At 62.4% G+C, this 26,588-nt stretch carries 24 protein-coding genes and 1 tRNA gene; 15 read left to right on the plus strand and 10 right to left on the minus strand.

Annotated features, from left to right (window positions below; all coding sequences use genetic code 11):
- Positions 1-325 precede the first annotated feature (325 nt).
- A tRNA-Gln gene (locus H2170_12835) sits at positions 326-399 on the minus strand.
- A gap of 146 nt (positions 400-545) precedes the next feature.
- Between H2170_12835 and H2170_12840 the strand changes: the two genes are divergently transcribed.
- Both H2170_12840 and mntR read left to right on the plus strand, forming a co-directional pair.
- Positions 546-818 carry a hypothetical protein gene (locus H2170_12840; GenBank protein MCS6300958.1) on the plus strand — a complete coding sequence of 91 codons (273 nt, stop codon included), beginning with the start codon at positions 546-548 and terminating at the stop codon, positions 816-818.
- Positions 819-851: 33 nt separating this feature from the next.
- Positions 852-1,274: a transcriptional regulator MntR gene (gene mntR / locus H2170_12845; protein MCS6300959.1), complete on the plus strand. Its 423-nt coding sequence runs from the start codon at positions 852-854 to the stop codon at positions 1,272-1,274.
- A 143-nt stretch (positions 1,275-1,417) separates the two neighbouring features.
- Here mntR and ligA read toward each other — a convergent pair whose 3' ends face one another.
- The 4 genes from ligA to rpsA all read right to left on the minus strand — a co-directional run bounded on the left by ligA (position 1,418) and on the right by rpsA (position 7,979).
- A complete protein-coding gene (gene ligA, locus H2170_12850) occupies positions 1,418-3,472 on the minus strand; it encodes an NAD-dependent DNA ligase LigA (GenBank protein ID MCS6300960.1) in 2,055 nt (684 codons plus the stop codon).
- Entirely contained in the window at positions 3,469-3,978 is a 510-nt protein-coding gene (locus H2170_12855; protein MCS6300961.1) for a VanZ family protein, read from the minus strand. Before H2170_12855 ends, ligA begins: the two co-directional genes overlap by 4 nt.
- Positions 3,979-4,262: 284 nt before the next feature.
- On the minus strand, positions 4,263-5,855 hold the full coding sequence (locus H2170_12860; GenBank protein MCS6300962.1) for a 2,3-bisphosphoglycerate-independent phosphoglycerate mutase: 1,593 nt from the start codon (positions 5,853-5,855) through the stop codon (positions 4,263-4,265).
- A gap of 453 nt (positions 5,856-6,308) precedes the next feature.
- Complete coding sequence (gene rpsA / locus H2170_12865; GenBank protein ID MCS6300963.1) at positions 6,309-7,979, minus strand: 30S ribosomal protein S1; 1,671 nt, start codon at positions 7,977-7,979, stop codon at positions 6,309-6,311.
- Between the two features lie 318 nt (positions 7,980-8,297).
- Here rpsA and udk point away from each other — a divergent pair, with 318 nt between their 5' ends.
- Positions 8,298-8,966, plus strand: a complete 669-nt coding sequence (gene udk / locus H2170_12870) for a uridine kinase (protein MCS6300964.1) — start codon at positions 8,298-8,300, stop codon at positions 8,964-8,966.
- On the plus strand, positions 8,963-10,153 hold the full coding sequence (locus H2170_12875; protein ID MCS6300965.1) for an alkaline phosphatase family protein: 1,191 nt from the start codon (positions 8,963-8,965) through the stop codon (positions 10,151-10,153). The genes udk and H2170_12875 overlap by 4 nt, the downstream gene beginning before the upstream one ends.
- A gap of 621 nt (positions 10,154-10,774) precedes the next feature.
- On the opposite strand, the gene raiA is transcribed toward H2170_12875, so the two are convergent.
- Complete coding sequence (raiA, locus tag H2170_12880) at positions 10,775-11,149, minus strand: ribosome-associated translation inhibitor RaiA (protein MCS6300966.1); 375 nt, start codon at positions 11,147-11,149, stop codon at positions 10,775-10,777.
- A 56-nt stretch (positions 11,150-11,205) separates the two neighbouring features.
- Here raiA and H2170_12885 point away from each other — a divergent pair, with 56 nt between their 5' ends.
- From H2170_12885 to H2170_12905, 5 genes are all read left to right on the plus strand, one after another.
- Positions 11,206-12,024, plus strand: coding sequence for an SDR family NAD(P)-dependent oxidoreductase (locus H2170_12885; GenBank protein MCS6300967.1), 819 nt, complete (start codon positions 11,206-11,208; stop codon positions 12,022-12,024).
- Positions 12,021-12,935: an RluA family pseudouridine synthase gene (locus H2170_12890; protein ID MCS6300968.1), complete on the plus strand. Its 915-nt coding sequence runs from the start codon at positions 12,021-12,023 to the stop codon at positions 12,933-12,935. Before H2170_12885 ends, H2170_12890 begins: the two co-directional genes overlap by 4 nt.
- A gap of 198 nt (positions 12,936-13,133) precedes the next feature.
- Positions 13,134-13,613 (plus strand): hypothetical protein, encoded by a 480-nt coding sequence (locus tag H2170_12895; GenBank protein MCS6300969.1) that lies wholly within the window; start codon positions 13,134-13,136, stop codon positions 13,611-13,613.
- Positions 13,610-14,842 (plus strand): tetratricopeptide repeat protein, encoded by a 1,233-nt coding sequence (locus H2170_12900; GenBank protein ID MCS6300970.1) that lies wholly within the window; start codon positions 13,610-13,612, stop codon positions 14,840-14,842. The genes H2170_12895 and H2170_12900 overlap by 4 nt, the downstream gene beginning before the upstream one ends.
- Positions 14,839-15,207 (plus strand): hypothetical protein, encoded by a 369-nt coding sequence (locus tag H2170_12905; GenBank protein ID MCS6300971.1) that lies wholly within the window; start codon positions 14,839-14,841, stop codon positions 15,205-15,207. Before H2170_12900 ends, H2170_12905 begins: the two co-directional genes overlap by 4 nt.
- 243 nt (positions 15,208-15,450) lie before the next feature.
- Here H2170_12905 and H2170_12910 read toward each other — a convergent pair whose 3' ends face one another.
- From H2170_12910 to H2170_12925, 4 genes are all read right to left on the minus strand, one after another.
- Positions 15,451-16,965, minus strand: a complete 1,515-nt coding sequence (locus H2170_12910; protein MCS6300972.1) for a hypothetical protein — start codon at positions 16,963-16,965, stop codon at positions 15,451-15,453.
- 14 nt (positions 16,966-16,979) lie between these two features.
- Positions 16,980-17,918 (minus strand): PEP-CTERM sorting domain-containing protein, encoded by a 939-nt coding sequence (locus H2170_12915; protein MCS6300973.1) that lies wholly within the window; start codon positions 17,916-17,918, stop codon positions 16,980-16,982.
- Between the two features lie 360 nt (positions 17,919-18,278).
- On the minus strand, positions 18,279-18,662 hold the full coding sequence (locus tag H2170_12920) for a hypothetical protein (GenBank protein MCS6300974.1): 384 nt from the start codon (positions 18,660-18,662) through the stop codon (positions 18,279-18,281).
- Positions 18,663-19,265: 603 nt separating this feature from the next.
- Complete coding sequence (locus tag H2170_12925) at positions 19,266-19,991, minus strand: hypothetical protein (protein MCS6300975.1); 726 nt, start codon at positions 19,989-19,991, stop codon at positions 19,266-19,268.
- A 90-nt stretch (positions 19,992-20,081) separates the two neighbouring features.
- Between H2170_12925 and H2170_12930 the strand changes: the two genes are divergently transcribed.
- The 6 genes from H2170_12930 (at position 20,082) to H2170_12955 (ending at position 26,544) form a co-directional block, all read left to right on the plus strand.
- Positions 20,082-20,333, plus strand: a complete 252-nt coding sequence (locus H2170_12930; GenBank protein MCS6300976.1) for a hypothetical protein — start codon at positions 20,082-20,084, stop codon at positions 20,331-20,333.
- 233 nt (positions 20,334-20,566) lie between these two features.
- Positions 20,567-21,382 (plus strand): SDR family oxidoreductase, encoded by an 816-nt coding sequence (locus tag H2170_12935; GenBank protein ID MCS6300977.1) that lies wholly within the window; start codon positions 20,567-20,569, stop codon positions 21,380-21,382.
- Positions 21,383-21,611: 229 nt separating this feature from the next.
- The gene (locus H2170_12940) at positions 21,612-23,453 is read left to right on the plus strand and encodes a site-specific DNA-methyltransferase (protein ID MCS6300978.1); all 1,842 of its coding nucleotides are present in this window, start codon (positions 21,612-21,614) and stop codon (positions 23,451-23,453) included.
- A gap of 26 nt (positions 23,454-23,479) precedes the next feature.
- Entirely contained in the window at positions 23,480-25,966 is a 2,487-nt protein-coding gene (locus H2170_12945) for a DEAD/DEAH box helicase family protein (GenBank protein MCS6300979.1), read from the plus strand.
- An 87-nt stretch (positions 25,967-26,053) separates the two neighbouring features.
- Entirely contained in the window at positions 26,054-26,266 is a 213-nt protein-coding gene (locus tag H2170_12950; protein ID MCS6300980.1) for a hypothetical protein, read from the plus strand.
- The gene (locus tag H2170_12955; protein ID MCS6300981.1) at positions 26,245-26,544 is read left to right on the plus strand and encodes a type II toxin-antitoxin system RelE/ParE family toxin; all 300 of its coding nucleotides are present in this window, start codon (positions 26,245-26,247) and stop codon (positions 26,542-26,544) included. The genes H2170_12950 and H2170_12955 overlap by 22 nt, the downstream gene beginning before the upstream one ends.
- Positions 26,545-26,588: the final 44 nt, after the last annotated feature.

Genomic DNA, 26,588 nt, shown 5'->3' on the forward strand with positions numbered 1-26,588 from the left:
AGTCCAATGCTTCCGAGTCGGGTTCCGGTAACGGGGACTCATCCAATGTCTAGTTGGAGACCAAGACCACGGTACTCATTCACGACTACCTTGACGCCACCCCATTGACCCACGCCATGTTCCGCCGGCGGTCGGCCGCCTATGGGAAAATGGGTTATCGCGTCGTAGATCCAGAAACCGGACCGATATCGGACGCGCCAGCTCCATTGCCTTAAAACATAACCCACTAAATAAAAGCGATATGCGTTTGGAATAATGCGGTGCCTGCACCGTCCCCGATTCCAACCAGTCAACCGTTATCCGACATTCTCTAAAAAGTCCTCATTGGCTGCCCGACATGGATTCGAACCATGACTAGGTGAGTCAAAGTCACCTGTGCTGCCATTACACCATCAGGCAATGAGGAAGGGGCAATTTGTGGTCCCAGCCCCCAGCGTCAAGGCCCGAGATGGCCCGTCCCCACCTATTATTTGCGCCCCTCCGGCCTCACTCCGGCAAAAAACGGGTCGACAACCCTGAATCCTCCGCGTCTCGTTCCACCCATTATGTCGTCTCCGACCGTCTCCTCCTCCCCCGATATCAAGCTCGGCAAACTGACCTCTCCCGTAAGTCTCGTAATCGACGCGATTCTCGTCGCCGGTTTCTTCGGGTTCCTGTTCAGCCTGCTGAAGTCGCACGTGCCCTCCAACGACCCAAAGATGGTCTTCTTCTGGGCCTTCCTCACCGCCGGCTGCATGAGCGGCGTGTTCTGGCTGGCCATTCAGATGTTCCGCGTGGTGCTCACCGCCCAGCGTCTGGCCAACAAACAAAAGCGCTAACCGCACCGGTTTCGGTCGCGCGTCCTTTTTTTCGTGGCCGAAAACCCCGCACCTCCCCGTACCTCCTCTGCGGTGGAGGACTACCTTGAGCGGATCAGCGAACTGATCAAAACCAAGGGCTACGCTCGGGTGGTCGATATCGCCGCCGAGCTCAAGATTTCGCAGGCCAGCGTCACCACCATGGTCCAGCGCCTCGATACCGAGGGCTTGGTCAAATACGAAAAATACCGGGGCATGGTGCTCACCCGCGCCGGTGAACAGGTCGCCGCTCGCATCGCCCATCGGCATGAGTTGCTCACCCATTTTCTCGGTCTGCTGGGGCTTGAACGCGAAGTGATCGACCACGACGTCGAAGGCATGGAGCACCACGTCAGCGCCGAAACCTTCGAGGTGCTGGAAAAGCTCAATCGCTACCTCGCCACCCACCCCGAGGTGCTCGCCGAAATCAAGCGTTAGGCATCCTTGAGCTCACGCTCAAGGCCACACTTCGTGAACACACTCCTTGTGAACTTGAGCGTGAGCTCAAGGTGTTTGACCAACGGTATCCGCCCCCCCCCTGGAAGCAGGTTAATTCAGCTCTTCTTGACCGCGAATTGATATCAGCCAAGCAGCGCACGCAGCCCGGCTTCATCGAGGACCGGCACGCCGAGTGTTTTGGCTTTTTCCAACTTCGAGCCGGCTTCCTCGCCGGCGACGACGTAGTGGGTTTTCCTCGACACGCTGCCGCTGATTTTGCCTCCCGCCGCCTCAATCAGCGCCGCCGCTTCATCGCGCGAGAGCGTGGGCAAAGTGCCGGTCAACACCAGCGTCTTGCCCGCCAGCACCGCGCCACCGGCAGCCGCCTCGCTCGGCGGATTGGGCGCCAGACCGGCCGCCAGCAACGCCGCGACCAGCGCCTGGTTGGCCGCGTCATCGAACCAGCGCCGCACCGCCTCGGCGGTTTTTTCGCCAAAGCCGTCGATCTGCACCAGGTCGTTGAGCGAGGCCGCCGCCAGCGCGTCGAGCGAACGGAAGCGCCGCGCCAGATCCTTGGCCGAGGCCGCACCCACCAGCGGAATCCCCAGCCCGTGAATCACCCGCCAAAGGTCGGCGTTGCGCCGCGCCGCGATGCCGTTGACCAAATTGTTGGCCCACACCTCGCCCGACTTTTTCAGCGGCAGCAGCTCGGCCACGGTTAACCGAAACACGTCGGCCTGCGTCTGAATCAGCCCGTGGCGCAGCAGCAAATCCACGACCTCCTCGCCCAGCCCGTCGATGTCGAGACACGCTTTGGAGGCGAAATGCTCGATCTTGCGCCGCACTTTTTCGGGGCACGCCGGGTTCGGGCACAGCCATTTGACGCCGCCCTCCTCGCGCACCAACGCCGTGCCGCACGCCGGGCACTCGGTCGGAAACACATACGGCACGCTGTCGGCGGGGCGTTTGGCCAGCAGCACCTCGACGACGGCGGGGATGATTTCGCCGGCTTTTTCCACCAGCACGGCGTCGCCCACGCGCACATCTTTGCGGGCAATTTCGTCGGCATTGTGCAACGTGGCGCGCTTCACCGTGGTGCCGGCGAGCAGCACCGGATCGAGCTCGGCCACCGGGGTAACCGCACCCGTGCGCCCGACTTGCAACGTGATCGCGCGGATGCGCGTCTCGGCCCGGTCGGGGGCGAACTTGTAGGCGCAGGCCCAACGCGGGGAAAGTTTGCGCGCCGCCTGTCCAGCGCCTCGGTAACCCACCACGGCCTGCTGGGCAAAACGGTCGAGTTTCACCACCGCGCCGTCGGTCGGATAAGCAAAGGTGCGCCGCAGCGAATCGAGTTCGCCGATGGCCGCCCAAACCGCGTCAACGCCGCGCACCGCCCAGAATTTTTCCACCACCGGCAGGCCCCATGCGCGCAGCCGCGCCTGCAACGCGGTTTGGGCATCGAGGTCGAGGGCCTCGGGCGCGGGTTCACACGCACCCATGCCGTAGAGCACGATCTCCAGTCGGCGTGCCGCCACCAACTTGGGATCGAGCAGTTTTAACGTGCCAGCGGCCAGGTTGCGCGGGTTGGCGTAGAGCGCCTCGCCGGCCTCTTCCTGCATCTGGTTGATGCGGCTAAACTCATCCTCGCGCATAAAAATCTCGCCGCGGATTTCGATGCCGTCGGGCAAGGCGAGATCGAGCAGCTCTTCGCCCCCGCGCAAGGTCTGCGGCAGGCCGTGCAGCGTGCGCACGTTGGCGGTGACATCGTCGCCCTCCTCGCCGTCGCCCCGGGTGACCGCGCGTGTGAGCCGTCCACGTTCGTAGGTGAGGCTGACCGCCACGCCGTCGATCTTGGGCTCGACGGTGTAGTCGAGGCCTTCGCTGCCCAAGGCCTTGACCAGGCGGGCGTGAAACTCGCGCAGCTCGGACTCGTCGTAGGTGTTGTCCAAGGTGGTCATGGCCAGCCGGTGTTTGACGCGGGCAAACCCCTCGGCGCGGTCATCGCCGACACGTAGCGTGGGCGAGTTCGCCGCAACCTGGTCGGGGAAACGCGCCTCCAGGTCGGCCAATTCGGCCTTGAGCACATCGTACTCGAAGTCGCTGATCTCGGGACGCGCCAGGCGGTAGTAGCGCTCGTCGTGAGCAACGAGTTCTTGGCGGAGGTGAGCGAGCCGGGTTTTGGCCTCGGAAGGGGTCATGATGCGGGTGGGATCGGGGTGACGACGGGAGCGGCGACGGTGGCAAGCGCGGGAGCGGCGGCGCGCGCAGTCGGATCAACGGAGGCGACTACGTAAACAGGGGCGGAGACACGGGGTTTACGTTTAAGGAGTTTGAATTCCAACACCCGCCGGTACCCGCCCCAGAAGGTGTAAGCGCTCACGGCGACGACGGCGCCGGTGGTGTCGGCGACCCAATCGAGAATATCCATCGAACGCCCCGGGGTGAAATTCTGGTGGAGTTCGTCGACCGCGCCGAAAAGCGAAACGATGATGATCGACCAGACGATCGGCCGAGAGCGAAACGGCCGCAGCACCAAGGTGGCCATCAGGCCAAAGACTGAGGCGTGGGCGAGTTTGTCGAAGTTAACAAAATCGGCGCAGTCCGGCAGTGCCACCTGCCCAAAGCTGGAGGCCCAGACCACGGTGGCGGCCAGCGCCAGAGCGTAGCCCCACTGCCAGCGGGACGGAGTGTGAACGGAGGACATGGTCGCGAATGCTGCGAACCCTCGCCGGAAAAACCAAGGAGGAAGCACGCGAAAGGGAATACACCGACTGGGAATACACCGACTGGGGATACCCCCCAGCTCGGGTTCACGCATAAACAGTCCTGCTCGCGCCCGCTTCGACCCCATAGTGTCACCTAATGGGTGACACTATGGGATCGCGCGCTTTTGCGTCTGCCTCGCCGCCCCTCAGCCCCGAGCTTCTTGGGCGAGGTGGCGGCCGAAAGTTACCGGAGGCGGCCGGAGCGGCGGAGCCGCTGAATCGCTCAAGCCTCGATCAGGCTCTGACCGGTCATCTCGGCGGGCTTGGGCAGGCCCATCAACTGCAAGACGGTCGGCGCGATGTCGGCCAAACGTCCGCCCGAGCGCATCTTGGTGCCTGCCTTGGTCAGACCTTCGCCCACCACAAACACATCGACCAAGTTCAAGGTGTGCGCGGTATGCGGGCCTTTGAGTACCGAGTCCCACATCTGTTCGGCGTTGCCGTGGTCGGCACAGATCACCGCTTTACCTCCGACCTGTTTGAGCGCGGCGAGCAGTTCGCCCACGCCGGCGTCGGTGGCTTCGCAGGCTTTCACCGTGGCCGGAACCGAGCCGGTGTGGCCGACCATGTCGGGATTGGCGTAGTTAACGGCGATGAAGCCGTATTTGCCGGAGAGAATCGCTTCCTTGCTCAAGGCGGTGACCTCGGCCGCGCTCATCTCGGGCTGCATGTCGTAGGTGGGCACCTTGGGGCTGGCCGGACAGGCGTTCACTTGGCCCGCAAACGGCTCCTTATTGTAGTTGTTAAAGAAGAAGGTGACGTGCGGATTCTTCTCGGTCTCGGCGCAGCGGAACTGGGCAATTCCTGCGTTGGCCACGACCTGGCCGAGGATGTTTTTGAGCTTTTCCGGCTTGGGCGAGATGATCTTCACCGGCAGGCCCGCCTCGTACTCGGTCATGGTGGCGTAGTAGAGGTCGAGCTTCGGACCGCGGTTAAACTCCTTGAAGTCGTCCATCACAAAGGCGCGGGTGATCTCGCGGGGGCGGTCGCCACGGTAGTTGTAAAACACAACGGCGTCACCGTCTTGGAAGGTGGCGAGGGGCTTGCCGGCGGCGTCTACGATGGCGGTGGCGGGCACGAACTCATCGCCCTTTTGCGTCTCACTGAGGGGTTTATCGTAATAGCTCTGGACGGCTGCCTCGGCGGAGGTGGCGGTGGCGGCGAGGGCGCGGCCAGTGAGCAGGTCGTAGCCCTTTTGCACGCGCTCCCAACGGTTGTCGCGATCCATCGCCCAGAAACGTCCGCAGATCGAGGCGATGCGGCCGTAGCCGAGTTCTTTGAGCTTGGCCTCAACGGCACGCACAAAACCCAGGCCGCTGGTCGGCGCGGTATCGCGGCCGTCGGTGAAGCCGTGGATGAACACGCGGTCGGCGGGGATGCCGTCGGATTTGGCCTGCACCAGCAGCCCGTAGAGGTGCTCGAGCATGCCGTGGACGCCGCCGTCGGAAACGATGCCCATGAGGTGGAGTTTGGCCGTGGGCGAGGCCTTGATGCGGGCGACCACGCCGTGCCAGGTGGCGTTTTGGGCGAGCTGCTTTTCGGAGAACAGTTTGTTGAGGCGTACCAACTCCTGGTCGACGATGCGGCCGGCGCCGATGTTTTCGTGGCCCACCTCGGAGTTGCCCATCTGGCCGTCGGGCAGACCGACGTCGAGACCGCTGGCGGAGACGTAGGCGACCGGAGCGGTGGCCTGAAGGGCGTCATCGACCGGCTTTTTGGCCAAAGCCACGGCGTTGGTGGCGGCCTGGTCGGGATAAGGGTTATGGCCCCAACCGTCGCGGATGATGAGCAGAACAGGTTTACGCGGAGTGTTCATTTTGGAAAAAGTAAGGCTTCACGCATGAAGGCAGAAGCAGCCGGGTAAAAGGCTAAACTCGCCGCGTTTTTTGGGATAAAATCGCCCGGCCAAAAGGAGCCGAGTCGGATTGGGGTTAACCTCAGGCAGGCGAACGGGCAGCGACGGACACGCCCATTGGTTAACCGCGTTCAAGGGGAGGCGAAGCTCCAGACCTTGAGCTCACGCTCAAGGCCACATTCAGAGGCACGCGCAGGCGTCCGATAAAAGCAATTGAGGGAGCGGCAGGCACGCGCAGCAGAACACCCGGACCACTCCCCGTGGCCTTGAGCGTGAGCTCAGGGTGTTTTTATACGAGCGGGCTAAAGACCCGCTACATCTGAGGCCGAGAATATAGGCCCACAAAAAAGCGCCCCATCCCGCGTGGCGGGGTGGGGCGCTTCGAGTTAGCACCGAACGAGTCGGGGCGGACGATTACTTCTTGTCGGAAGCGGCATCGAGGATGTCGCCCAGGTTCATCATGTCGCCGGAGCTGTCGCGGTTGAGGGCCTCGAAGGAGGCGGTCTCGGCGGCGAGCTGCTGCTCGGAGTAGTTGGCGGCCTTGACCGACAGACCGAGGCGACGCTCGTCGCGGTCGATCTTGATCACGCGGGCGCTGATTTCCTGGCCGGGCTTGAGCACGTCCTTCACCTTCTCGATGCGCTCCTCGCTGATCTGCGAGATGTGCACCAAACCATCGATACCGTCCTTGAGCTCCACGAAGGCGCCGAAGGAGGTGATCTTGGAGACAACGCCAGAGACGACGTCGCCGATCTTGAAGAAGGCGTCGATGTCGGTCCAAGGATCGACGGCGAGCTGCTTGACGCCGAGGCTGATGCGCTGCTGGGAAGCATCGACATCGAGAACGATGGCCTCGACCTCGTCGCCCTTCTTGAGGATCTCGGAGGGGTGGTTGACCTTGCGCGTCCAGCTGAGGTCGGACACGTGAACCATACCGTCGATGCCTTCTTCGAGTTCGATGAAGGCGCCGTAGGTGGTCATGTTGCGCACCTTGCCGCGAACACGAGCGCCGATCGGGTAGTTGTGGCGAGCCATGTCCCACGGATTGGGCTCGAGCTGGCGCAGGCCGAGGGAGATCTTCTGGTCTTCCTTCTGGATACCGAGGACAACCGCGTCCAACTCCTGGCCGACCTTGAGCAGCTCGGAGGGCTTGGTGATGCGCTTGGTCCAGGACATCTCGGTGATGTGCACGAGGCCTTCGACGCCGGGCTCGATCTCGATGAACGCGCCGTAGGGGACCAAGTTGACGACTTTGCCGTGAACTTTGACGCCGACGGGGAACTTGTTCTCGATCTCGTCCCACGGATTGCGGGTGGTCTGCTTGAGGCCGAGGGAAACGCGCTCTTTCTCGCGGTTCACTTCGATGATCATGACGTTGATCTCTTCACCCTGCTTGAGGATCTCGCTCGGGTGAGCGATACGGCCCCAGGACATGTCGGTGATGTGGAGGAGACCATCCATGCCGTCGAGGTCGATGAACGCACCGAAGTCGGTGATGTTCTTGACCACGCCCTTGCGGACCTGACCGGGCTTGATGGAGTCGAGCAGGTTCTTGCGCTTGTTGGTGCGCTGTTCCTCGATGAGCTCGCGGCGGGACAGAACGATGTTCTTCCGGTCGAGATTGATTTTGAGAACCTTGAAGTCGTAGGTCTGGCCGACGTACTGGTCGAGGTTCTTGGGGGGCTGGATATCGATGTGCGAGGCGGGCAGGAAGGAGTCGACGCCGATCGAAACGATCAGGCCGCCCTTGACCTTGGCCTTAACGCGACCCGCGGCGATGGAGCCCTCGGGGAACTTGGTGAGAATGTTGTCCCAATTCTTCTTTTGCTCGGCTTGGTCGAAGGACAATTCGGGAGCGCCGTTTTTGTCTTCGAGTTTGACGACGTAAACGTCGATCTGGGAGCCGATCTGGAGTTCGCCGATGTCGATGAACTCATTGGCGGGGATGACGCCTTCGGATTTACCACCGATGTCAACGACGACGTCGTTCTGGCGGATTTCGGTGATGGTGGCGGAGACGATAGCGCCTTCTTTAAGCTTATCGAAACCGGATTGAGCGAGCAGCTCCTGCATTATAGAACTCATGTGAAACAGAACGAAAAAACCGTCGCGTGCCCCAAAGCGCCGATCTTCCGCGATGACGCCGGTAAAGGCGCCGTGGGTTGATGGTTACACTAACTGAGAGGGCCGATGGGAGCGTCGCGGCGACACCGGCCTGTTCTAAACAAATACCGCGAACGGTCACAGTCGTGCACGTACCGGCGCTCCCGCAAGGGAAAAGTGGCCTTATTCCGAGCGCGGCGCGGACATTCCCGCCCCAGCCGCGCCCAACCCGCCATTCCCGTTCCGCAGGAACCGTCTCACCTTATCGGGTTCCAATCTGCGAGAACTCACCCTCAGCACATGAGCGTAAACACCCCCAACCCCGTGGACTCCCCCACCCGCACGCCGGCCACCAACCCGCCCCCGCACTTGGTGATCGGCATCGCCGGGGGCAGCGCCTCGGGAAAATCGTCCCTGGCCCACCGCCTCGCCCACGGACTCGGCCCGCACCACTGTGCAGTGATCGCCCACGACCGCTACTACCGCGACCACCCGCGGCTCACCGCCGCCGAACGCCAACAACTCGATTACGACCACCCCGACGCCATCGAAACCGCGCTGCTGCTGAGGCATTTGCGCGCCTTGCGCGCCGGACGTGCGATCGCGCTGCCTCACTACGATTACGCCCGCCATGGCCGAGCCGCCGAAACCACTCCGCTCCACCGCGCCCCCGTCATCATCATCGAGGGCCTGTTCGTGCTCGCCGATGCCCGCCTGCGCCGCGTGCTCGACCTCAAAATCTTCGTCCACGCCGACGACGAGTTACGCCTAGCCCGCCGCATCAAGCGCGACACCACCGAACGCGGCCAACCGCTCACCGAAGTCCTCGAACGCTACGAAACCCGCGTGCGCCCCGGTCACGAGCGCCACGTCGACCCGTCGCGCCAGCACGCCGACCTGGTCTGGGATCAGGCTAACGACGACACGTTCCCCTCCCGCCTGCTGACACGCCTGCGCCAAACCCCATGACGCCCAGCATCGACCTCTTTGTCTTCGTTGACGCCCTCGGCTGGGAACTGGCCCAACGCCGCCGCTTCCTCACCGACCTGCTGCCCCACCGCCAAGCCTGCGACACCCTGTTCGGCTACTCCTGCACCTGCGACCCGAGCATCCTCACCGGTGCCCTGCCCTACCAACACGGCCATTTTTCCTTTTTTACCTATGCCCCAGACCGCTCGTCCTTCCGCTGGGCGCGCCCGCTGGGATGGATCCCAGAAATAATCGCCGCCCACCACCGCCTGCGCCACCCCCTCAGCCGTTGGGTGGCGAAAAACCTCGGCTACACCGGTTATTTCCAACTTTACAGCACCCCGTTTAAGCGCCTGCCGCAGCTCGACTACACCGAAAAACGCGATCTCTACGAACCCGGCGGCATCATCGGCGGGCAGCCCGCCATTTTTGAGTACTGGCGTGCGTCCGGCGTCCCTTGGTTTCGTTCGGACTGGCACGCGGGCGACGCCGCCAACATGGACGCTATGGCCGACCACTTGCGCGAGGGCAAGGTCCGCCTCGCCTACCTCATCAACGGCGGCCTCGACGCCACCATGCACGCTCACACCACGACCGGCCCACAGACCGACGCCGCCTTCGCCCGGCTCGAACGCTGGTTGCGCGACCTCAATACGCTGGCCAGAACCCGTTACACCGAAGTGCGTTGGCATATTTTTAGCGACCACGGCATGGCCGACACCCACACCTGCAGCCGCATGATGCCCGAGTTCGAACAACTTGGCCTGCGCTACGGCAAGGATTATGCCGCCGCCTGGGATTCGACCATGGCACGCTTCTGGTTTCCGGGCGGTGCAGGCATCCGCACTCAGGTGGAAACCTGGCTGGCCGGGCGGCCCGAGGGCCGCATCGTGACCGAGGCCGAGCTGGAGCGCTGGGGGTGCCTTTTTCCCGACCGGCGGTACGGCGAACTGTTTTACGTGCTCAACGAAGGCGTGATTTTCGCGCCTTCGTTTATGAACCAGCGCCGCGTGCCCGCCATGCACGGCTTCGACCCCGACCTGCCGCAATCACGCGCCTGCTGGCTCACCAGCCACGCGGTCGCCCAACCGCCCGACCGCATCGAGGGAATTTACCACGTGATGCGTGCCGCCGCCGATCGCATCGCAGGGTTACCGAGCTCACTTACTGCTAGCCACAAATACTAATTAGCGTTCAAGTTGAGGTTGGGCGCCTCCTTGAGCTCACGCTCAAGGCCACTTGCTTCGAGAACACACTCCTCGTGGCCTTGAGCGTGAGCTCGAGGAGTTTGCCCAAAGGCATCCGCTTCCTACAAACCAGTGGTTCTTCGACAGTTTCAGTGTGTGAAAAGCCAAACAACGAACGCGGAAACGGATGGGTGTCACAGAGCCAAGCCGGAGCGCCGACACAGAGAGCACAGAGTTCGATCCGCAGCAGCTGAAAATCGTTAATATCAATACAATGAAGGAGTAATGAATCCAGACGGAAGGGAGTTTGAATGCTTCAGAACTAACCAAGTCTATGAGGTCTTCATGTCTTCTAACTCTGTGTCGGCGCTCCGGCTCGGATCTGTGATACACTCCGGCGGTCTGTTTTTCTACCTCGCAACCCACCGGAAACGTCGAGGAACCAAACCCGTTTAATTAAGCTCATCTTGATTGGGAACTCGTGTAAGCCGATGGACGGCATAACTTCCACGGCGGTGAGTCGGCCGGCGCCCGACTCCCCCCCCCCAGAAAATAACAAACCCGCCGGGCTAGGAGCGGCGGGTTCGGCAAAAACCTAACGGAACTTCTGGGACTTAACGCTTAGTAGCCCTCGGGAATAGCGGCCTCTAAGTCGGCGGCACGTTGATGACTACGCTTGGACTTCATCATTCGTGCACGGCGCTCCAACATACGATCGAGTTTATCGATCAGCATGGCGATCGCCTTATGGCATTCGTCGGAGGACACCGATACATTACAATCCGGCCCTTGGATCTGCAGGTGGCCTTTGGCGGTGAAGCGCTGGGCCACGGCTTGCTTAGGGTCGCATTCCAGTTCGACGCGGATACGGCCGATACTCTCCTCATGACGGAACAATCGTTCCGCTTTTTCTTGAACAAAGGTTTTAAGGGACGGTGTTAGCTCGAGATGGATACCTGAAACGATCACTTCCTGTTTATTATTTTGTCTATTCATGACTGCGGTATGTTTTTGGTTAGACCTAGCCTGAAATTGGATGCCTGCTCGGCACTATGTCGTCGCTAAGCAACGAGCTCATTAAGTACTCAGCCGTCATCGTGACGGGGGGCTCTTCCGGTATTGGAAAATCGTTCATCGAGCGTGTGGCCAAGCTGCACAGCGGAGTGCCCATTTGCAATCTTTCAAGACGTGTTCCGGACATAAATTTGAGTCAGCTTAACCTGCGCCAAGTTCCCTGCGATTTATCGCAATCTTCGGCCCTCGCCGCCGCCGCCGCCGAGGTATTAATTTTTCTGAAGGAAGTCGCTCCAAGCGGGCCAGTTCTGCTAATCAACAACAGCGGCTTTGGCGCCTACGGCCATTTTCCCGAGCCTAATTTAGCGCACCAACTGGAGATGATGGACGTAAATATGCGCGCGGTGGTCGATCTCACTGGGCAATTATTGCCAGTACTGAAACAGCGCGGGGGCGCCATCATCACGGTAGCGTCCACCGCCGCCTTCCAGCCCACCCCGTACCTCGCCACCTACGGCGCCACCAAAGCCTTTGTGCTCCACTGGAGCCTCGCCCTCAACGAGGAATTGCGCGGCACCGGCCTGCGCACCTTGGCGGTTTGCCCTGGCCCCACCTCCACGGAATTCTTTCGCCGCGCCGGCCTCAAAAAAGGCTCCGTCACCGATTCGCTCGGGCAAACCACCGAGCAGGTCGTCGACGAGTCGTTGCAGGCGCTGGCTGCGGGCAAAGCCCTCGTTGTCACCGGCTGGAAAAACAAACTGCTGACGTCTTTCTCCGGCCTGCTGCCCAAAACGTGGGTCACCCGCATCAGTGCGGTCGTGCTGGCGCGCTGGCGCCTGGCCAAGGCCTCCAAATGAGCCCGACCGATCCCGCCGCGCAGGCGAACGCTGGAGCACCCGCAGCTCCGGTGACACCCGCGTCCCTCCCGACTCCGCCCCTGCCGGTGGATTTCCCCATCCGCGCCTGCGCGTGGCCACCCCGGCGCGCCGAGCCCCGCGAGGGTACCGTGCGCATGATCGCACCCGATGAGTTACGCACCTGGATCGTGCACGAGGACGACAGACTACTCGTGCTCTCCAAACCCGGCGACGTGGTGTGCCACCCCTCCAAGGCCGGCCCGTGGTCGAGCCTGGTGGGCGCGGCGCGCGAATACACTCAACTGCCCACCGTCCACCTGGTGTTCCGCCTGGATCGCGAAACCAGCGGCATCATCCTGCTGGCCAAGGACTCCAAAATGGCCTCGCGCCTGCAAAAAGCGGTGCAGGAGCGGCGCGTCACCAAACGCTACCAGGCGATCACCTGGGGCGAGTTTCGTGAACCGGTGACGGTTAACCAACCGCTGGGCGTCGATCTGCACAGCCCGGTTTTTGTCAAAAGCGCGGTGGTGCGCAGCGGCGATATGGAGGCCAAGGAGTCGGTCACGCACTTCACCCCGGAAGCGGTGGCCAACGGGTTCTCGTTGGTTCGAGCCGACCTGGAAACGGGCCGCAAACACCAGATCCGCGCGCACCTGCAATGGCTGGGGCACTCGGTCGTTGGCGACAAGATCTACGGGCCGGATTCGCGCTGCTACCTCGACTTCATCGACCACGGATGGACTCCCGCCTTGGCAGAAAAACTCCTGCTCGACCGCCAGGCGCTGCACTGCGCCGAAATCGGCCTGGAGGCGGCGGGATTGCCCTTCACCTTCCGCGCGCCGATGCCGGCGGACATGCGCGCGTTTTGCGCCGATCGGATGGGGCTTGAGGTGGCCGCCGCGCCGGCGTGATCGGCAGCGGGAGCGAATTCAGCGGAACAAACTGATTGGCGCGTAACTCACAGATCTGAGGGCAACTACACGCCATGCTCTCGCGCCCACGGCGGGCCGTTAAAAAAAGCCGCTCAAGTTTGCACGGGTTTGTGCCGATATCTCTCTTGAACCCAAACCAGGATGGAACTGTGAAAACTAACACTGAACCACCCTCCCATGACCGCCCAATTAAGGCAGCCGTGCGGATTCGTAAGAATCCGTTCGGCTGCCAATCGGATCGGTACGCCCGCAGCCTGTATATTAGTTACGATCATGGCAGCCAACCAAGCCGCCACTCGCTCCGACGCCTCACTGCCTTACTTGCTTCAAGATGCGCCTCAGGCCCTGCGTTTTGCCCAGACACCAACGACGTTGCCGCCACCCGTGCGGCCGTGGGAATCACTCCCCCTGGCTCCAGCGCCAGAGAGCGAGCCATCCTCGGCCAAAAATCCGGACGACGCCACCGCCCCAACCAGCACACCCCAACCCGAGCTTGTGATCGTCCCACCGACTCCCAAGCCACCTCCCCCACCCGGAGGCATAGAACTCGTTCCGGACGCGTATTCCCCCCGTACCAACATACGGGTCGACGACATCCTGCCGTTTTTTATGCCCCCGTCCAACCCGGTCAGTCGAGCCACCTATGAGTTGAAATGAAGTCCTCTGCCTCACTGCCCTGGTTGTTGCTCGCCACCCTGCTGTCACCGCTTGCCGCTCACGCGGATGCGGCGGCGGCAGGCCATGGCGAGTCGCATGCCTCGCCGGCGGCTGAAAAGCCGGCGGTGACGGACACGCCCGCCAAAATCGAAAACGAAGAACGTGCCAGCCTGATTCGCATCGGCGCGGCTAAATTGGCCTCCGGCGACGCCGCCTCCGCTCTCATCGCCTACCGTCAAATCGCCACCACCGCCCGCAATGACGAGGAGGAGGTCATCGCGCTGATGGGCTTGGCTCGCGCCTACCGGCTCACCGGCGACGGCGTGAAAGCCGCCGCCACCTACGAGCATCTGATTAAAAACCACCCCGACTGCACCGAGTTGCCCACCGCGCTGCTGGAGCTCGGCCGCACCCTGCGCGACCTCGGCAGCCCCAAGCTCGCCATGGCCCGCTTTTACTCGGTGATCAATTCCACCCTCAAGCTGCCCGAAGCGGAGTCCGAGCGCTACCGCCGCATCGTGCGCACCGCCCAGTTCGAAATCGCCGAAACCCACCTGGCGATGGGCAACTACCCGGAAGCCGTGCGCTTTTTCAACCGCCTTGACCTCCTCGATTTGGCCCCGGCGGACCGAGGCCGCGCCCGCTTCAAAGCCGCCCAATCCCGCATCTACGCCGGCGACAAAACCGGCGCGGTGACCGCCCTGACCGTGTTTATCGGCCAGGATTCGAACGACCCCAACAGCCCCGAAGCCCGTTTCCTGCTCGCCCAACTCCTCGGTGAGCTCGGTCGGCGCGACGAATCGCTGCGCGTCACCCTCGACCTGCTCAACAATGAGCGCGCCCGCGGCGACAAAAGCGGCACGTGGCAAACCTGGCAGCGCCGCACCGGTAACCAACTCGCCAACCAGTTTTACCAACAAGGCGAATTCGCCTCGGCGCTGCTTGTGTACCGCTCGCTGGAGGCACTCGACCCCACCCCCGCCTGGCGCATACCCGTGCTTTACCAACTCGGGCTGTGCCTGGAGCGCCTCGATCAATCACTCGCCGCAACCGAGGCCTACGCCAAAATTCAAAAAATGGCGGGTGAAAAACCGCCGGAAAATCTGGCCGATATCGTGCGTATGGCGGCGTGGCGCAGTACCCAGATCGCCTGGACCCTTTCCACGCGTAATCAAATCCGCGATCTAGGTCCCGTCCCCCCGCCCGTTACGCCCCCCCTTACCCAATGAGCCTTGCCGAGACCCTGACCCACCACCTCGCCCTGTGCGACGAGCTCCACCAACTGTGCTTGGAGGAAAACCGCATTCTTAAGCAACAACGGCATGCTCCGGATGCCGAATGGCGCGAGCGCAAGCTGGCGCTGGCGGTACGCTTCGAGGCCAGTGTCGCCTCGTTACGCGCCCGCCCCAGTGCGGTCGGCGAACACGGCGGGGAGTTACTCGAACGCACCAAGCAACGCTCGCTGCAAATCCTCCACCTCGACCGCGAAAACGAGCAATTGCTGCTGCGCTGCAGCCTTTCCCCCCCGCGCCCCGAGACCCCCCAGCCCATCTCGACGGCCGGCGCCCTCCGCGCCTACGGCCGCAGCGGGTAAGCGCAGGCGCCTTCGGGCGCCGTAACCGCCGCGCAAACACGCTTATCCTAATTGCGGTCAATTGGAGATGACATCCTTGAGCTCACGCTCAAGGCCACACGCTTCGCGAACACGTTCCCCGTGGCCTTGAGCATGAGCTCAAGGTGTTTTCCCAAACGAATCTGCCCCCCCCCGAAACCAGCTTAATTAAGCCCATCTCGAACGCTAAGTAGGATTACCCTGCACTCGCGTTTGCGCTCCGCTTCAGTTCCTACGTGGCTTGACGGCCGCCGGAGGCGCCGGCGGCTGCATGCGCCAATAGAGACTGGCGATCGTGTTACGCCCCAGTGGCGCCAGCCCGACCAAAAACGGCACGGAGCCCACTTCCGCGCCGCTGCTGGAGTTGAAGTTAACCGCCTTGATCGGCGGATACACCACGCGCAAGCGCTCGGCCAGGTAGCGTGACCACAGGTCTCGCTCCACCTCAGCGCCGCACACCAGCGCGGCCACCCACAGTAAACTCGCCTGCTCGTGCGTGACCTGATCGCCCGCGAGCAACGCCCGCCGGTGCCAGTAGCCCAACGCCTCGCGATTGGGCTGCCTGACCAACGTGGCCGCCAGCTTGTCCCATTCTGCCGGTCCCTGCGCCCGCGCCACGAGAGCGGAAAACTGCATCGCGGCGAGCGCCCCGTAGCCTTGGCCGGCGTCGATCCACGACCGGGCCAGCAACCGGTCAAACTCGGGCAGCGTGGGCGAGTTGACCGTCCACGCCATTTCGGCATCCACGGGAGCGCCGACTTTGAGCAGCAACTGGAGCTGCTGCAGGACGTAGCCGTCGTTGACCGGCACCGGGGAGGTGTACCGTAAAGCAGCCAGAGCCGCCGCCGCGTCACCGGCGGACATCGCCGCCACCGCTTTCACCAACCGGGAGGCATCCGCGCCCAGTTGTGCGACTTCAGCTTGGTTTTCCGCCACAAACGCCGGGCCGAGCCGCCCCAAATTAATCGACAGTAAGAGTGAGTTGACCCACGCCGGTCGGGATGCCTCCGCTTGGGCCTGTTTCAGGCAATGGCGCGCGAGCACCTCGTACCGCCCCACGGCCAACAACGTGTCATGGTAGGTGATGGCGGTGCGCTCCCGCTGCGCGGGAAAGCCCTCGTCCAGCAGAGCAAACAAGCGGTCCGAGCCGAGGCTTTCGCCGGAATACGCGGCGAATTGGGCGACCAAAAGACGGGCGTCGTAATTGTACGGATCCTGCGCGAGCGCCGTGACCATGGACTGATAGGCGGCCGGATAATCCCGCCGCGCGCACGCCAGCAACGCCTGGCGAAAAAAGTATTTGGATCGCTCCTGCGGGATCTCGTGCCACGCCCCCGGCCAAGCCACCTGCCGCCAAGATAACGTTGCGACGCCAGTGGCCCGCATGCCCACAAAAGCGAAGGTCGCAGCGACGAGGTAAAGCATCACGGCAGCTGCGGTAAAAATGCCCGCCGCACGTCCCCAAAAAGGCCTTACGCGGTCCGCCGCGACGCTGCAAAAGGCCCCACGCCCATCCGCTCCCGCCACCAGTAGCGGGCAAACCCGCCGAAAGCGCATGGCGACGGCCATGTCCAAACAAGCGTCGCAGCGCACACCACCTGGCCCGCCGATGTCACTGGGGTTTTGACAGGGCGCATTGCCGCGTCGGCCACCGAGAACGAACAGGGTTTTGCGGGTGTTCCAGTAAACGAGCGCCCACGCACACCGCGCCGCGTCGGCCAAGCCGCTGAGGAGTTTCACGTTCAACGAGGTGCTCAAACCGCCTGCTTAGCGGCCCTTCGCCGCCGCCAAAAGAAACCGAGCAGCCCCACGCCAATGAACCCGCCGAGCTGGTAAATCGCCGCCGGTTCAGGAATCGGCCCGCCGCCGGGTCGAATCAGGGTGGTACCCATGCCCAGGGAGGTGAACGTCGCGGTCGAACCCTTGTTGGTGTTCGAGGTGGCGAACAGATCGCCGTTCACCTGAGCGTTATAAGTGGAACTCGAGTCGGTGAAGGCGACGAAGTTGAGGTGGGTTAAATCATCCACCACGAAGCTGCTAAACGCCGAGCCCGCATAGGAGCGGATAGCCTGCTGAAGGGTGGCGTAGCTGAGCGCAAAGGTCACCACCCCGGCGGTAGTTTTAGTATAAGTACTGGTGGCAGACGCACCCGCACTCAGTGCATTGGAACTGTTCGCCGTGCCTGCGGCATTGCCGGCAGGTGCCCAAGCCAGCGTGCTCGGTGAACTCGCGACTGCCCCAGCGTTGGTCATTGTGCCCATTGAGGCAAACTGAACCGCCGGAGTCGACCCGTTGAGCAGGATGACAAAATTGATCGCATTGGCATTATCCGTCAGCCCCACGCCGAGGCCGATAACCCCTGGAAAAGCCCCCGTGCCCGTAGTCGCGGTATTGACCTGCCACATAATCGACGAGGTGCCGTTCAAAGCGCCGGCCTGCTGGGAGATCGATCCGGTGAAATCGGCCGCCTGATTGTTGATTTTCTTATCCGTAGAGTTTCCATCGGTCATCGGCGTGGTCGTGCCGAAGGTATTCCAAGCCGTCCACCCCGTCGTATCCGTCACGGCGATAGCCAACAGATCCAACGTGCCGCCCATCGCAAGCAGCGCCGCCAGCACAGCCACGCGCACGCCGTTTGCCCTGACTGCAGTGAATGGGTGGGGCGAATGCTGCGTATAGGCGCGGTGGCTCATGGGGTGGCAGCTTGGGCTACTGGGGTTAAAAAAAAGGGGATTTTCATCCGAATAACGACTATCCGAGTAACTCGCGGAATCAGCAAAAGCTATTCCGAAAACATGTCAACGGAAGTGGCGCGCCCGACCAAGCATTGAAACGGAATACTGGTTTCACGAAGCCCCCCTTCGGCATAACCCCACGCCCCTTAAGAGAAGTGGAAGAGGCTAAAATACCGAATAAGCGCCAGAATTGAATCCAGGCCACACGGAGGTGGACCCTCCCTCGATCGGATGGGCTCACGGGGATTGCGCCCCGTGAGCCTTCCACACCACCGGACGTGCGGTTTTCCGCATCCGGCGGTTGAGTCGGAGGACGACCTATGTCGTCGCCGTTTCCCACGGCAGGGTAAACCCATAGCGTTTCAGCGTCTTGTTCTTCAGCGCACTCGTCATCACCCAGTGCCGGGCGATCGCCCACGCTCCTTTCGCGCTGTAGGCCATGCCGAGGATTTCTCCTCGCAGTCCCAGCCACTTCAGGGCGTTGAGTCGCCCTCTTGGGTGGTGCCATTTTAACCAGAAGCATTTGCGCATATGGCGGCGTATCCATCCAGATAGGTCGGTCACGTCCCAGAGCCTTTCGGTCAGCCGGAAGTCCCCCCACCACCCGTTGATGTATCGCAGCCACTGGTCGCGCAGCTCCTCGCTCGTCAGGCTTTGCCGTGCGTCCCACAGTTCCCTGACCTTGGCCTTGAGGCGTTCCACCCAGTGCCGCCGGAGCAAAGCCCCTGAATCAACGTCCAACATCCAACCAGTCGGCCTCCGAATCGGACTTTGGACGTTGGATGTTCAATGTTGGATGTTGAACGTTCTCCATTGCCTCGGGGGCTTCTGGCGATCCGCGTTTCTCCGTCTCTTTGGCCCTTCGCTCCTGCCGCCGTTACGCGGGCCTCTTCGCTACTACGGCCTCTGCTGACTCCTGCCTCGCTTTCGCTTGGCAGGCCGCCCCGGGTAAGGTGCGTGAACTCTCCATCCGTGCCGTCAGGCTCTACCCGATGCGTCTTTCGGTGACTTTTGGACTTCGCGTTTTCTCGCACGCTCGTCGCCCGCATCGCGGCCTCGCTGCCTGTTCGTGTTCCTACGGTCGGACTTTTGCCTCCTCCTTCTTTCGTGCTGAGTGCCTCACGGCTCCCGCCTTGGTCTTGGCTACGGTTGTTGTCACTTTTTTCCGAACATTTCGTTTCATATGTTTAGTTCAAGCCCATGCCGGGCACACGAGCGCAGACTGCCCAGTCTGCTCCGGCCCCGCGTCCAGCGCCCCGAGCAGACTGGAAGTCTGCGCTACTTGCCGATCTCCTGCCGAGCTCCTCAACGCCCGCCCGTGGGGCTCGGCGCAAACACCCGGGCCGGTATCACCGGATTTGCCTCCATGCGGTCGATCACGGTTTCACGCAGTTGCTTGCCATCCTGCATAATCACCCAGCGATGCGGCAAAATCACCCCGGCCACCGGGCGAAAATCACTGTAATCGGTCCGTAACACCACCTCTTTGCCCTGGACCCGCCGCACCACGTCACGCCGGACGATCAGGTAGGTCGAGGGATCCAAATAAACAAACGAGGTCTCGGTGAAGTTTTGCGTCACCACCAATTTTAACCACTCGACTTCCCCCTCCGTGACCTCGCCTACGTAGTCCAGCGCCACCTTGCGGTCCGGCCCCGCCACCAGCGGATCGTCAAACTCCGCCTCGGCCTTGAACGCCTGCGCCGCGTCCCCGCTTAGCCAGGTAACGCGCCCCGTGGCCGAATCGCTGATCCACGGAGTGCCCTTGCCGTCCCAACCTTGGCCGATGGTGCGACCGGCAGCGCTAACCTCGACGCAAACGCGGTTGGGCCGCTCGGCCAGTAGCACCAATTTGCGCTCGCCGTTTTCGTTGCGCGTCACGCCATAGGCAACCAGCCCGTTGAGCGCGTCCAACCGGGCCCGGCCCCCACTCGCCTCGATGTGAATACGCGCCAAATCCGCCGCGAAATCCGCCCGCGCCGGCACAGTCAGCAGGCACAAAAAAATGAGACAACGCAGGGGTAGATTCATGCCGCCATCCCAAGCGCCTGCCGCAGCTATCTCAAGCCTGCAGGCGTTTCCGCTGGCGCGCGGCCCTGTCGTGCGGTTACTCCTACGGTTATGGCAATGGAGTTTGGCTGGTGGGACAAAAGCCCTGAAGAGGGAAAATTTCAGGTCTTGGTACGAATTCACGGCGGCAAGGCCGAGTGGACACGTCACCAAGGCCACAATACCGGCTGGGATCCGCACCAGCCCGATGAATCCGACTGGGATCGCCTCATCGGTGAGGCCAACCGCCGTGTCCCCCGCCGCCTGATCTCGCCCAAACAGTTCGCCGAGATCGAGGCCATGCGCACCAAATTCTTGCGCTGAGGCAGGCTTTTTTCGCGCTAATCTCATTCGCGTTCAAAATGAGGCTTACGGAATCCCTGAGCTCACGCTCAGGGCCACAGGGCCATCTCAGGGTCACACGCCTCGTGGCCTTGCGCGTGAGCGCAGGGTGTTTAGCCCAAAGCTATCCGATCCCCCTCAAACCGATTCCATTATGCTCCGATTGAACTCGAATTGGAATAGTGCCGGCCCACAAATGCTCTCAGCAGAACGCGATGCGTGACCAACACGTGCTCATCACAGGAGGATCCAGCGGGATCGGGCTCGCCCTCGCCTGCCAAGCGGCGGCCGCCGGTGCCCACTTGAGCCTGATCGCCCGCGACCCCGTCAAACTCGCCGCCGCCGCCAGTCAGGTGCGCACGGCTGCCCCCGATGCACCGGAAATCGTCACCGCCCCGGCGGATGTCGCCGACGAGAAAAACCTGGTCGCCGCGATCCGCGCCGCCGAAGCTGCGCATGGCCCAGTCGACATACTGATCACCTCAGCGGGCGTGGCGCGCCCCGGACATTTCGCCGAAATCCCGGTCTCAGTCTTTGAGCACACGATGGCGGTTAACTATTTTGGCACGCTCTACGCGGTGAAAGCGGTCACGCCGTCGATGTGTGCGCGCGGTCGCGGCAAAATCGTGATGATTTCCTCGGGCGCGGGACTGGTCGGACTTTTTGGCTACACCGCCTACGCCCCGAGCAAGTTCGCCCTACGCGGTTTTGCCGAATCACTACGCGGCGAGCTCAAGCCGGCGGGCGTTACGGTGAGCATTGTTTACCCACCCGATACCGATACCCCGCAGCTCGCCGAGGAAAACCTCACCAAGCCCCAGGAAACAAAAGCGTTAACCGCCGCAGCCGGCTTATGGACGGCCGAAGCAGTGGCGCGGGCCACACTCGAAGGCGTACGCCGGGGCCGTTTCGCGGTGACGCCGGGGGTGCAACTCACGGCGTTGGCATGGCTGCATAGCCTGATCGCGCCGGTACTGCGGTGGAGTTTTGACCGCACGGCGGCGCGGGTGCGGCAGCGGGGCGATTCATGAACCGCGTAGGCCGTCCCCACCCGCCTTTGATGGTGAGTGCTGACTGTGCGCTTGCCTCGCTAAATCGCGGCCAACACCTTCGCCGCAATCCATGCTTTCGGCGCTTCAGCTCACGCACCCCGTCTCCCGCTCTCCTCACCTTGCCCCGAATGCGTTTGGGGTCCCTTTGGCGCTTGGCAACAGCACCCCTGCCACCCCGCTTCGCTTCGGCAATTAACTCCATTTGGCCATGCCCAGCTACGACCACCTGTCCAAAGAAGACCTCGTCCGCCTCCTGACCGCCCGCGACCGCCGCGACGCCACCCGCTTCGGGCTCGTCTGGGAGGCCAACGAGATCGAGCGCGACCAGGCCGTGAATGCCGACTTTGTCGCCCTCGACCTGCTGCCCGAACACAGCGTCGGCCCCGGACCGTGGCGCAACCTCATCATCGAAGGCGACAACTTCGACGCCCTCCGCCACCTGCGCATGGCCTACGCCGGCGAGGTGAAGTGCATCCTCATCGACCCACCCTACAACACCGGCAAAAAGGACTTCGTCTACAACGACCGCTTCGTCGACGAAAACGACTCTTGGCGCTTCTCCACCTGGATCGAGTTCCTGTTCCAGCGCCTCATCATCGCCCGCGACTTGCTCAGCGAGGACGGCGTCATGCTCGTCTGCATCAACGATGAGAACCGCTCAAAACTGGAACTTCTCCTCGAAAAAGTGATGCCCGGCCGCAGAGTCGGAAGCTTCGTCTGGCGGACCAAGGATTCGGCCAACGACGCCGGCGGCAACCTCAGTCAGGTGCACGAACACGTCTTGGTTTATGCCAACGCCGGGTTCCAGTTCGCCGGAAAGACCCTCACCCTCGACGACTACCGTAACCCGGACAACGATCCCGAGGGCGACTGGACTCCACAACCGATCACTTGCGCCAAAAGTCTAACCGAACGGGAAAACCTTTATTACCCGATCCAAGATCCGGCCACCGGTTACTGGTATCCCTGCGACCCTGATCGTGTTTGGGCCTACGCGACGGAATCACGGGTGAAGCCCGGCACCCAGCTGCGTGCGGACACCATCGAGGAGCTGATTCGCAAAAAAGAAATCTATTTTCCCGCCAGTAAACCGGGCACGGTCATGCAGTGGGATACGATGGATGACCTGCAGAAAGCCATCCGCGCCGGCAAAGGGCCGGTGTTGCCAAAAAAAAAGACCCCACTGCTTCGTCTCGACCTGCCCGACTTGGCGTTCTGGGTAGGCAAGCTAATCGCCCCCGGCCGCCCCTCCCGCAAAGACTATCTCAAACGTAAAACCAAGTTGGTCGCCCCCTTGAGTAGTTGGATTGCCGGTAAGAACGAGGACATCGACTACACCTTCGACGAAATGGAGGAGCAGGTGGAGACGATGCGCAGTGAGCGTGGCGGAGAGGGCACCGACGCCATCAACGCCATCCTCGGCAACAAAGCGTTTAACTACCCCAAGCCGCCTTCGCTCATTCGCGCACTGGTTACGCAGGCGACGGGCAAAAATGATCTGGTGCTCGATTTCTTTGGTGGTTCCGGCACCACCGGTCACGCCGTGCTCCAACGCAACGCTGAAGACGGGGGCACGCGCCGCTTTATCCTGGTTTCCAATACCGAATCAACGCCCGCCGATCCCGCTAAAAACCTGTGTCGAGACGTGTGTGCCCGACGTATGCAGCGAGTGATTGAAGGCTACAGTAACATGCCTGCTCTGGGTGGTGATTTCGCCTACCTGCGGTGCCGCCGAGTTGCGCCGGGGCGGATGCTCGACATCGAGCACGCGCAAGTCTGGACGGCGCTGCAGATGATCCACGGCGACACGCTCACGGCCTACGCCGACGCGCCGTTCCTGACCGCCGGCGACCCGGAGCAGTTGCTCATTTATATCCCGCGTTTCACCCCCGCGATCGTGGCGGCGCTGCGTCTGGCGGTAAAACCGTGCCTGGCGGCGGTGATTTATTCGTGGCAACCGGAGACCCTGCGCCAGCAGGTGCGCTTCGGCCACGTCGAGCACGCCGCCATCCCCGAAAGCCTGGTCCTGCGCTTTGGCATTCGCGCCTAATTGCCCACCAAAACCGAACCCAACCCATGAGCGTCAAAACCCTGCGCACGTTTCAGGAAACCGCCGTTGAGAGCGGCGTCGCCCTCTTTGCCGCCAACCAGCGGCTGCTGGATGCCGCCGGGGCCGATGCGGGCGGGCGCGCCACGGCGATCAATCACAACGGTTACCTGCTGATCGAGGCGCCGACGGGCGCGGGCAAAACGCTGATGGCGGGCACCCTAGTGGAACGGTTTAGCCGACAAGAGCGGGTGGTGTGGTTTTGGTTCGCGCCGTTCAAGGGCGTGGTGGGGCAAACCGCCGACAGCCTGCGCGGCCAGTTCAAGGGCCTAAGCCTGCGGCAGCTCGCCGACGACCGTTCACCGGAGCAGAGCAAACCGGGCGACGTGTTTGTCACCACCTGGCAGGCCGTCGCTACCCGCGCCAAGGACAAGCGCAACGTGCGCAAGGACGGCGACAGCAACCCGTCGATTGACGGCTTGATCGAGGCGCTGCGTGCGCAAGGCCTGCGGATCGGCGTGGTCGTGGACGAGGCTCACCACGGTTTCGGTGAAGGCACGCAAGCGGCTAAATTTTTCCACGAGGTGCTGCAACCCGAGTACACCATCCTGATCACCGCCACGCCGGACGACGCCGAGATTAAAGACTTCGAGAAGGCGCTCGGGATCGCCGAGCTGCAACGCATCCGGGTGAGTCGGGGCGATGCGGTCAACGAAGGCCTGATTAAGATGGGGGTGAAGTGCGCGGCCTATTTTGTGGAGCCGGCACAGCGCGCGTTGGTGGACCTTGAAGGGACGGCGCTGCGCGACGGCGTGGCCGCCCACCGCAAGATCAAGAAACTGCTGGCCGCGACCGAAAAACCCTTCGTGCCGCTGCTGTTGGTTCAGGCCGGCGACGGCAAGGACAGCGTGGAAAAGCTCAAGGCGCGGCTGCTACGCATGGGGTTTGCGGACGAGCAGATCGCGACGCACACGGCCGACGAACCCGATCCCGACCTGCTGGCGATCGCTAACGACGAGCAACGCGAGGTGCTGGTGTTTAAGATGGCGGTGGCGCTCGGCTTTGACGCGCCACGGGCGTTTACCCTGGTCACGATGCGGGCCAGCCGAGAAGTGGATTTTGGGGTGCAACTGGTCGGCCGGCTCCTGCGCGTGCATGCGCACCTGCAAACCAAGGCGCGCGCCAAGACGCTGCCCGAAGCGCTGCATTACGGGTACGTTTTTCTCGCCGATGCCGACACCCAGACCGGCCTTGATTTGGCGGGCCAGCGGATCAATCAGATCCAGACGGAATACGCCAAGGCGAGTTCCGCCACCGTGGCGCTACACATTGCGGCGGGCGCGTCCGGGGTGGCCACCGTCGATTCGTATGGGCAGGTTTCGATGTTCGGTTTGGAGGGGGAGGCCCGCCCGAGCGATCAGGTCGGCGAAACCGGTGACGACGAGTTCGTGCGCCGCGAGACATCAGTCGCCGTAAGGCCGGCCGCCGAGTTTGATCTGGGGGCGTTTTTCACTCCCGCAGCGGAGCAATGCCCAGGCGGGGAAAATGGAACGGGGCGGACACCGAAGCAAGTCGTGGGCTCGGTCGGTGGCTACCGTTACCCGCTGCGGGGAGACGTGCCGCGACGCTTCAAAACCCAGACGGTTTGCCCGCAAAACGAGGTGACGGAGGAGGATTGCGCGGCCCGCTTCATCGTTTCGACGCGGGACTTGTTTGAAGTGATGAAGAACCGGATTCCGGTGGAGAAGCGGACGCTCGACGTTTTTGCCCAAGCGTTCCAATCGGAGTTTAACTTTGCGGCCGATCTTTCGCCCGACCAAGCAGCACGGCGCGCCCAGGCCGCGCTGTGCAAAAACCAAACCTTCGATCCGCGCGAACTGCGCCGGGCATTGTTGCGCAAGATGGAGCGGGTCATGCGCGAGGAGTCGATGGCCGAGGCCGACGAGCCGGTGCAGGTGGCGCGGTTTCTCGACGTGATCCTAGCCACCCATCCGGAGCTGCTGTGGGAGGCACAAAAGGCAGCCCACGCCAAGTACGCGGAAGTGATCGAAGCGGGCGATTTGCCGTCGGAGCTGACGTGGGCCGAGCCCTTGGCCAAATCCACGCGCAACGTCTATGGCGTATACCCCTCGGGGCTGAACACGTGGGAGCAGCCCTTTGCGGAGCTGTTGGACCGCGATAGCAGCGAAACCGTGCTGTGGTGGCACCGTAACGAGCCGCGCCAGCCCTGGTCGGTCAACGTGCTCATGCCCGACGGACGCGGGTTTTATCCTGATTTCGTGATCGGGATTGCCGGACGCAAAACCGAGGACAACGCGCTGCTCGCCGACCCGAAGTTAAATTTTGCCCGTGAGGACGAAGCCCCCAAGGTGCTCGCCTCGCATGGCGTCTATGGCAAGGCCATGATCCTCTACCTCGACGGCGGCACCCGCTGGATGACGGTGGGCTACGACGACAAAGCCAAACGCCCCTACGTCGCCCGTGAGTTCCGCTTGGCGGATGCTGCGGGGTTTTGAGCTTCAGAGGGGGCAACGAAGCGGACCTGTTGCAGGGCGCGTAGCTGGGTGCTTGCGCCCGACGCTTTCCAGCCTAATTTTCCCGCCATGAGCACCGTTCAAGAAATCCAAGATGCCATCTTGCATCTCGCGCCTCAGGACCGTGAAACGCTCCGGCACTGGCTCGACGATACGGAGGAGGAAACACCCGAAATGTTGGCCGCCATCGACCAAGGCCTGCGCTCATTGAAAGAAAAAGGCACAATCCCGCTCGAGCAGGTCCGTCAAAATATAGCCACATGGGCTACCAAGTCGGCCTGACCGAAGAGGCCCAGTCCGATCTCGGATCGGTGGTTCGATTTCTGGCCGAAAAAAGCCCAGCGGCCGCTGAGCGCCTCGGCCACGAGCTGCTCGACGCCGCGCTGGCCCTCACTCTGTTTCCCCGGCGCGGTGCCCCAGTTCGTCGGCGGCCTGGCATGCGTAAACTCGCCCATCGCCATTACCTGATTTTTTATCAGATCAACGACGCAACCCAAACGGTCGAGATCATCCGCATCTGGGATGGTCGACAGAACCCGACGGCGCTTCGGTTCGCTTAAACGGCAGCCGCGGCCTGAGCCCAATTAAGTTCGCCGAAGCAACG

It is taken from the genome of Opitutus sp. (assembly GCA_024998815.1).
In the GTDB taxonomy this organism is placed as follows: Bacteria; Verrucomicrobiota; Verrucomicrobiia; order Opitutales; family Opitutaceae; genus Rariglobus.

Coding starts and splice junctions, on each gene's coding strand:
- H2170_12840 (MCS6300958.1), top strand. CDS start 546: ATGTCGTCTCCGACCGTCTCCTCCTCCCCCGATATCAAGCTCGGCAAA.
- ligA (MCS6300960.1), bottom strand. CDS start 3,472: ATGACCCCTTCCGAGGCCAAAACCCGGCTCGCTCACCTCCGCCAAGAA.
- H2170_12855 (MCS6300961.1), bottom strand. CDS start 3,978: ATGTCCTCCGTTCACACTCCGTCCCGCTGGCAGTGGGGCTACGCTCTG.
- H2170_12860 (MCS6300962.1), bottom strand. CDS start 5,855: ATGAACACTCCGCGTAAACCTGTTCTGCTCATCATCCGCGACGGTTGG.
- rpsA (MCS6300963.1), bottom strand. CDS start 7,979: ATGAGTTCTATAATGCAGGAGCTGCTCGCTCAATCCGGTTTCGATAAG.
- udk (MCS6300964.1), top strand. CDS start 8,298: ATGAGCGTAAACACCCCCAACCCCGTGGACTCCCCCACCCGCACGCCG.
- H2170_12875 (MCS6300965.1), top strand. CDS start 8,963: ATGACGCCCAGCATCGACCTCTTTGTCTTCGTTGACGCCCTCGGCTGG.
- raiA (MCS6300966.1), bottom strand. CDS start 11,149: ATGAATAGACAAAATAATAAACAGGAAGTGATCGTTTCAGGTATCCAT.
- H2170_12885 (MCS6300967.1), top strand. CDS start 11,206: ATGTCGTCGCTAAGCAACGAGCTCATTAAGTACTCAGCCGTCATCGTG.
- H2170_12890 (MCS6300968.1), top strand. CDS start 12,021: ATGAGCCCGACCGATCCCGCCGCGCAGGCGAACGCTGGAGCACCCGCA.
- H2170_12895 (MCS6300969.1), top strand. CDS start 13,134: ATGACCGCCCAATTAAGGCAGCCGTGCGGATTCGTAAGAATCCGTTCG.
- H2170_12900 (MCS6300970.1), top strand. CDS start 13,610: ATGAAGTCCTCTGCCTCACTGCCCTGGTTGTTGCTCGCCACCCTGCTG.
- H2170_12905 (MCS6300971.1), top strand. CDS start 14,839: ATGAGCCTTGCCGAGACCCTGACCCACCACCTCGCCCTGTGCGACGAG.
- H2170_12915 (MCS6300973.1), bottom strand. CDS start 17,918: ATGAGCCACCGCGCCTATACGCAGCATTCGCCCCACCCATTCACTGCA.
- H2170_12925 (MCS6300975.1), bottom strand. CDS start 19,991: ATGAATCTACCCCTGCGTTGTCTCATTTTTTTGTGCCTGCTGACTGTG.
- H2170_12930 (MCS6300976.1), top strand. CDS start 20,082: ATGGCAATGGAGTTTGGCTGGTGGGACAAAAGCCCTGAAGAGGGAAAA.
- H2170_12935 (MCS6300977.1), top strand. CDS start 20,567: ATGCGTGACCAACACGTGCTCATCACAGGAGGATCCAGCGGGATCGGG.
- H2170_12940 (MCS6300978.1), top strand. CDS start 21,612: ATGCCCAGCTACGACCACCTGTCCAAAGAAGACCTCGTCCGCCTCCTG.
- H2170_12945 (MCS6300979.1), top strand. CDS start 23,480: ATGAGCGTCAAAACCCTGCGCACGTTTCAGGAAACCGCCGTTGAGAGC.
- H2170_12950 (MCS6300980.1), top strand. CDS start 26,054: ATGAGCACCGTTCAAGAAATCCAAGATGCCATCTTGCATCTCGCGCCT.
- H2170_12955 (MCS6300981.1), top strand. CDS start 26,245: ATGGGCTACCAAGTCGGCCTGACCGAAGAGGCCCAGTCCGATCTCGGA.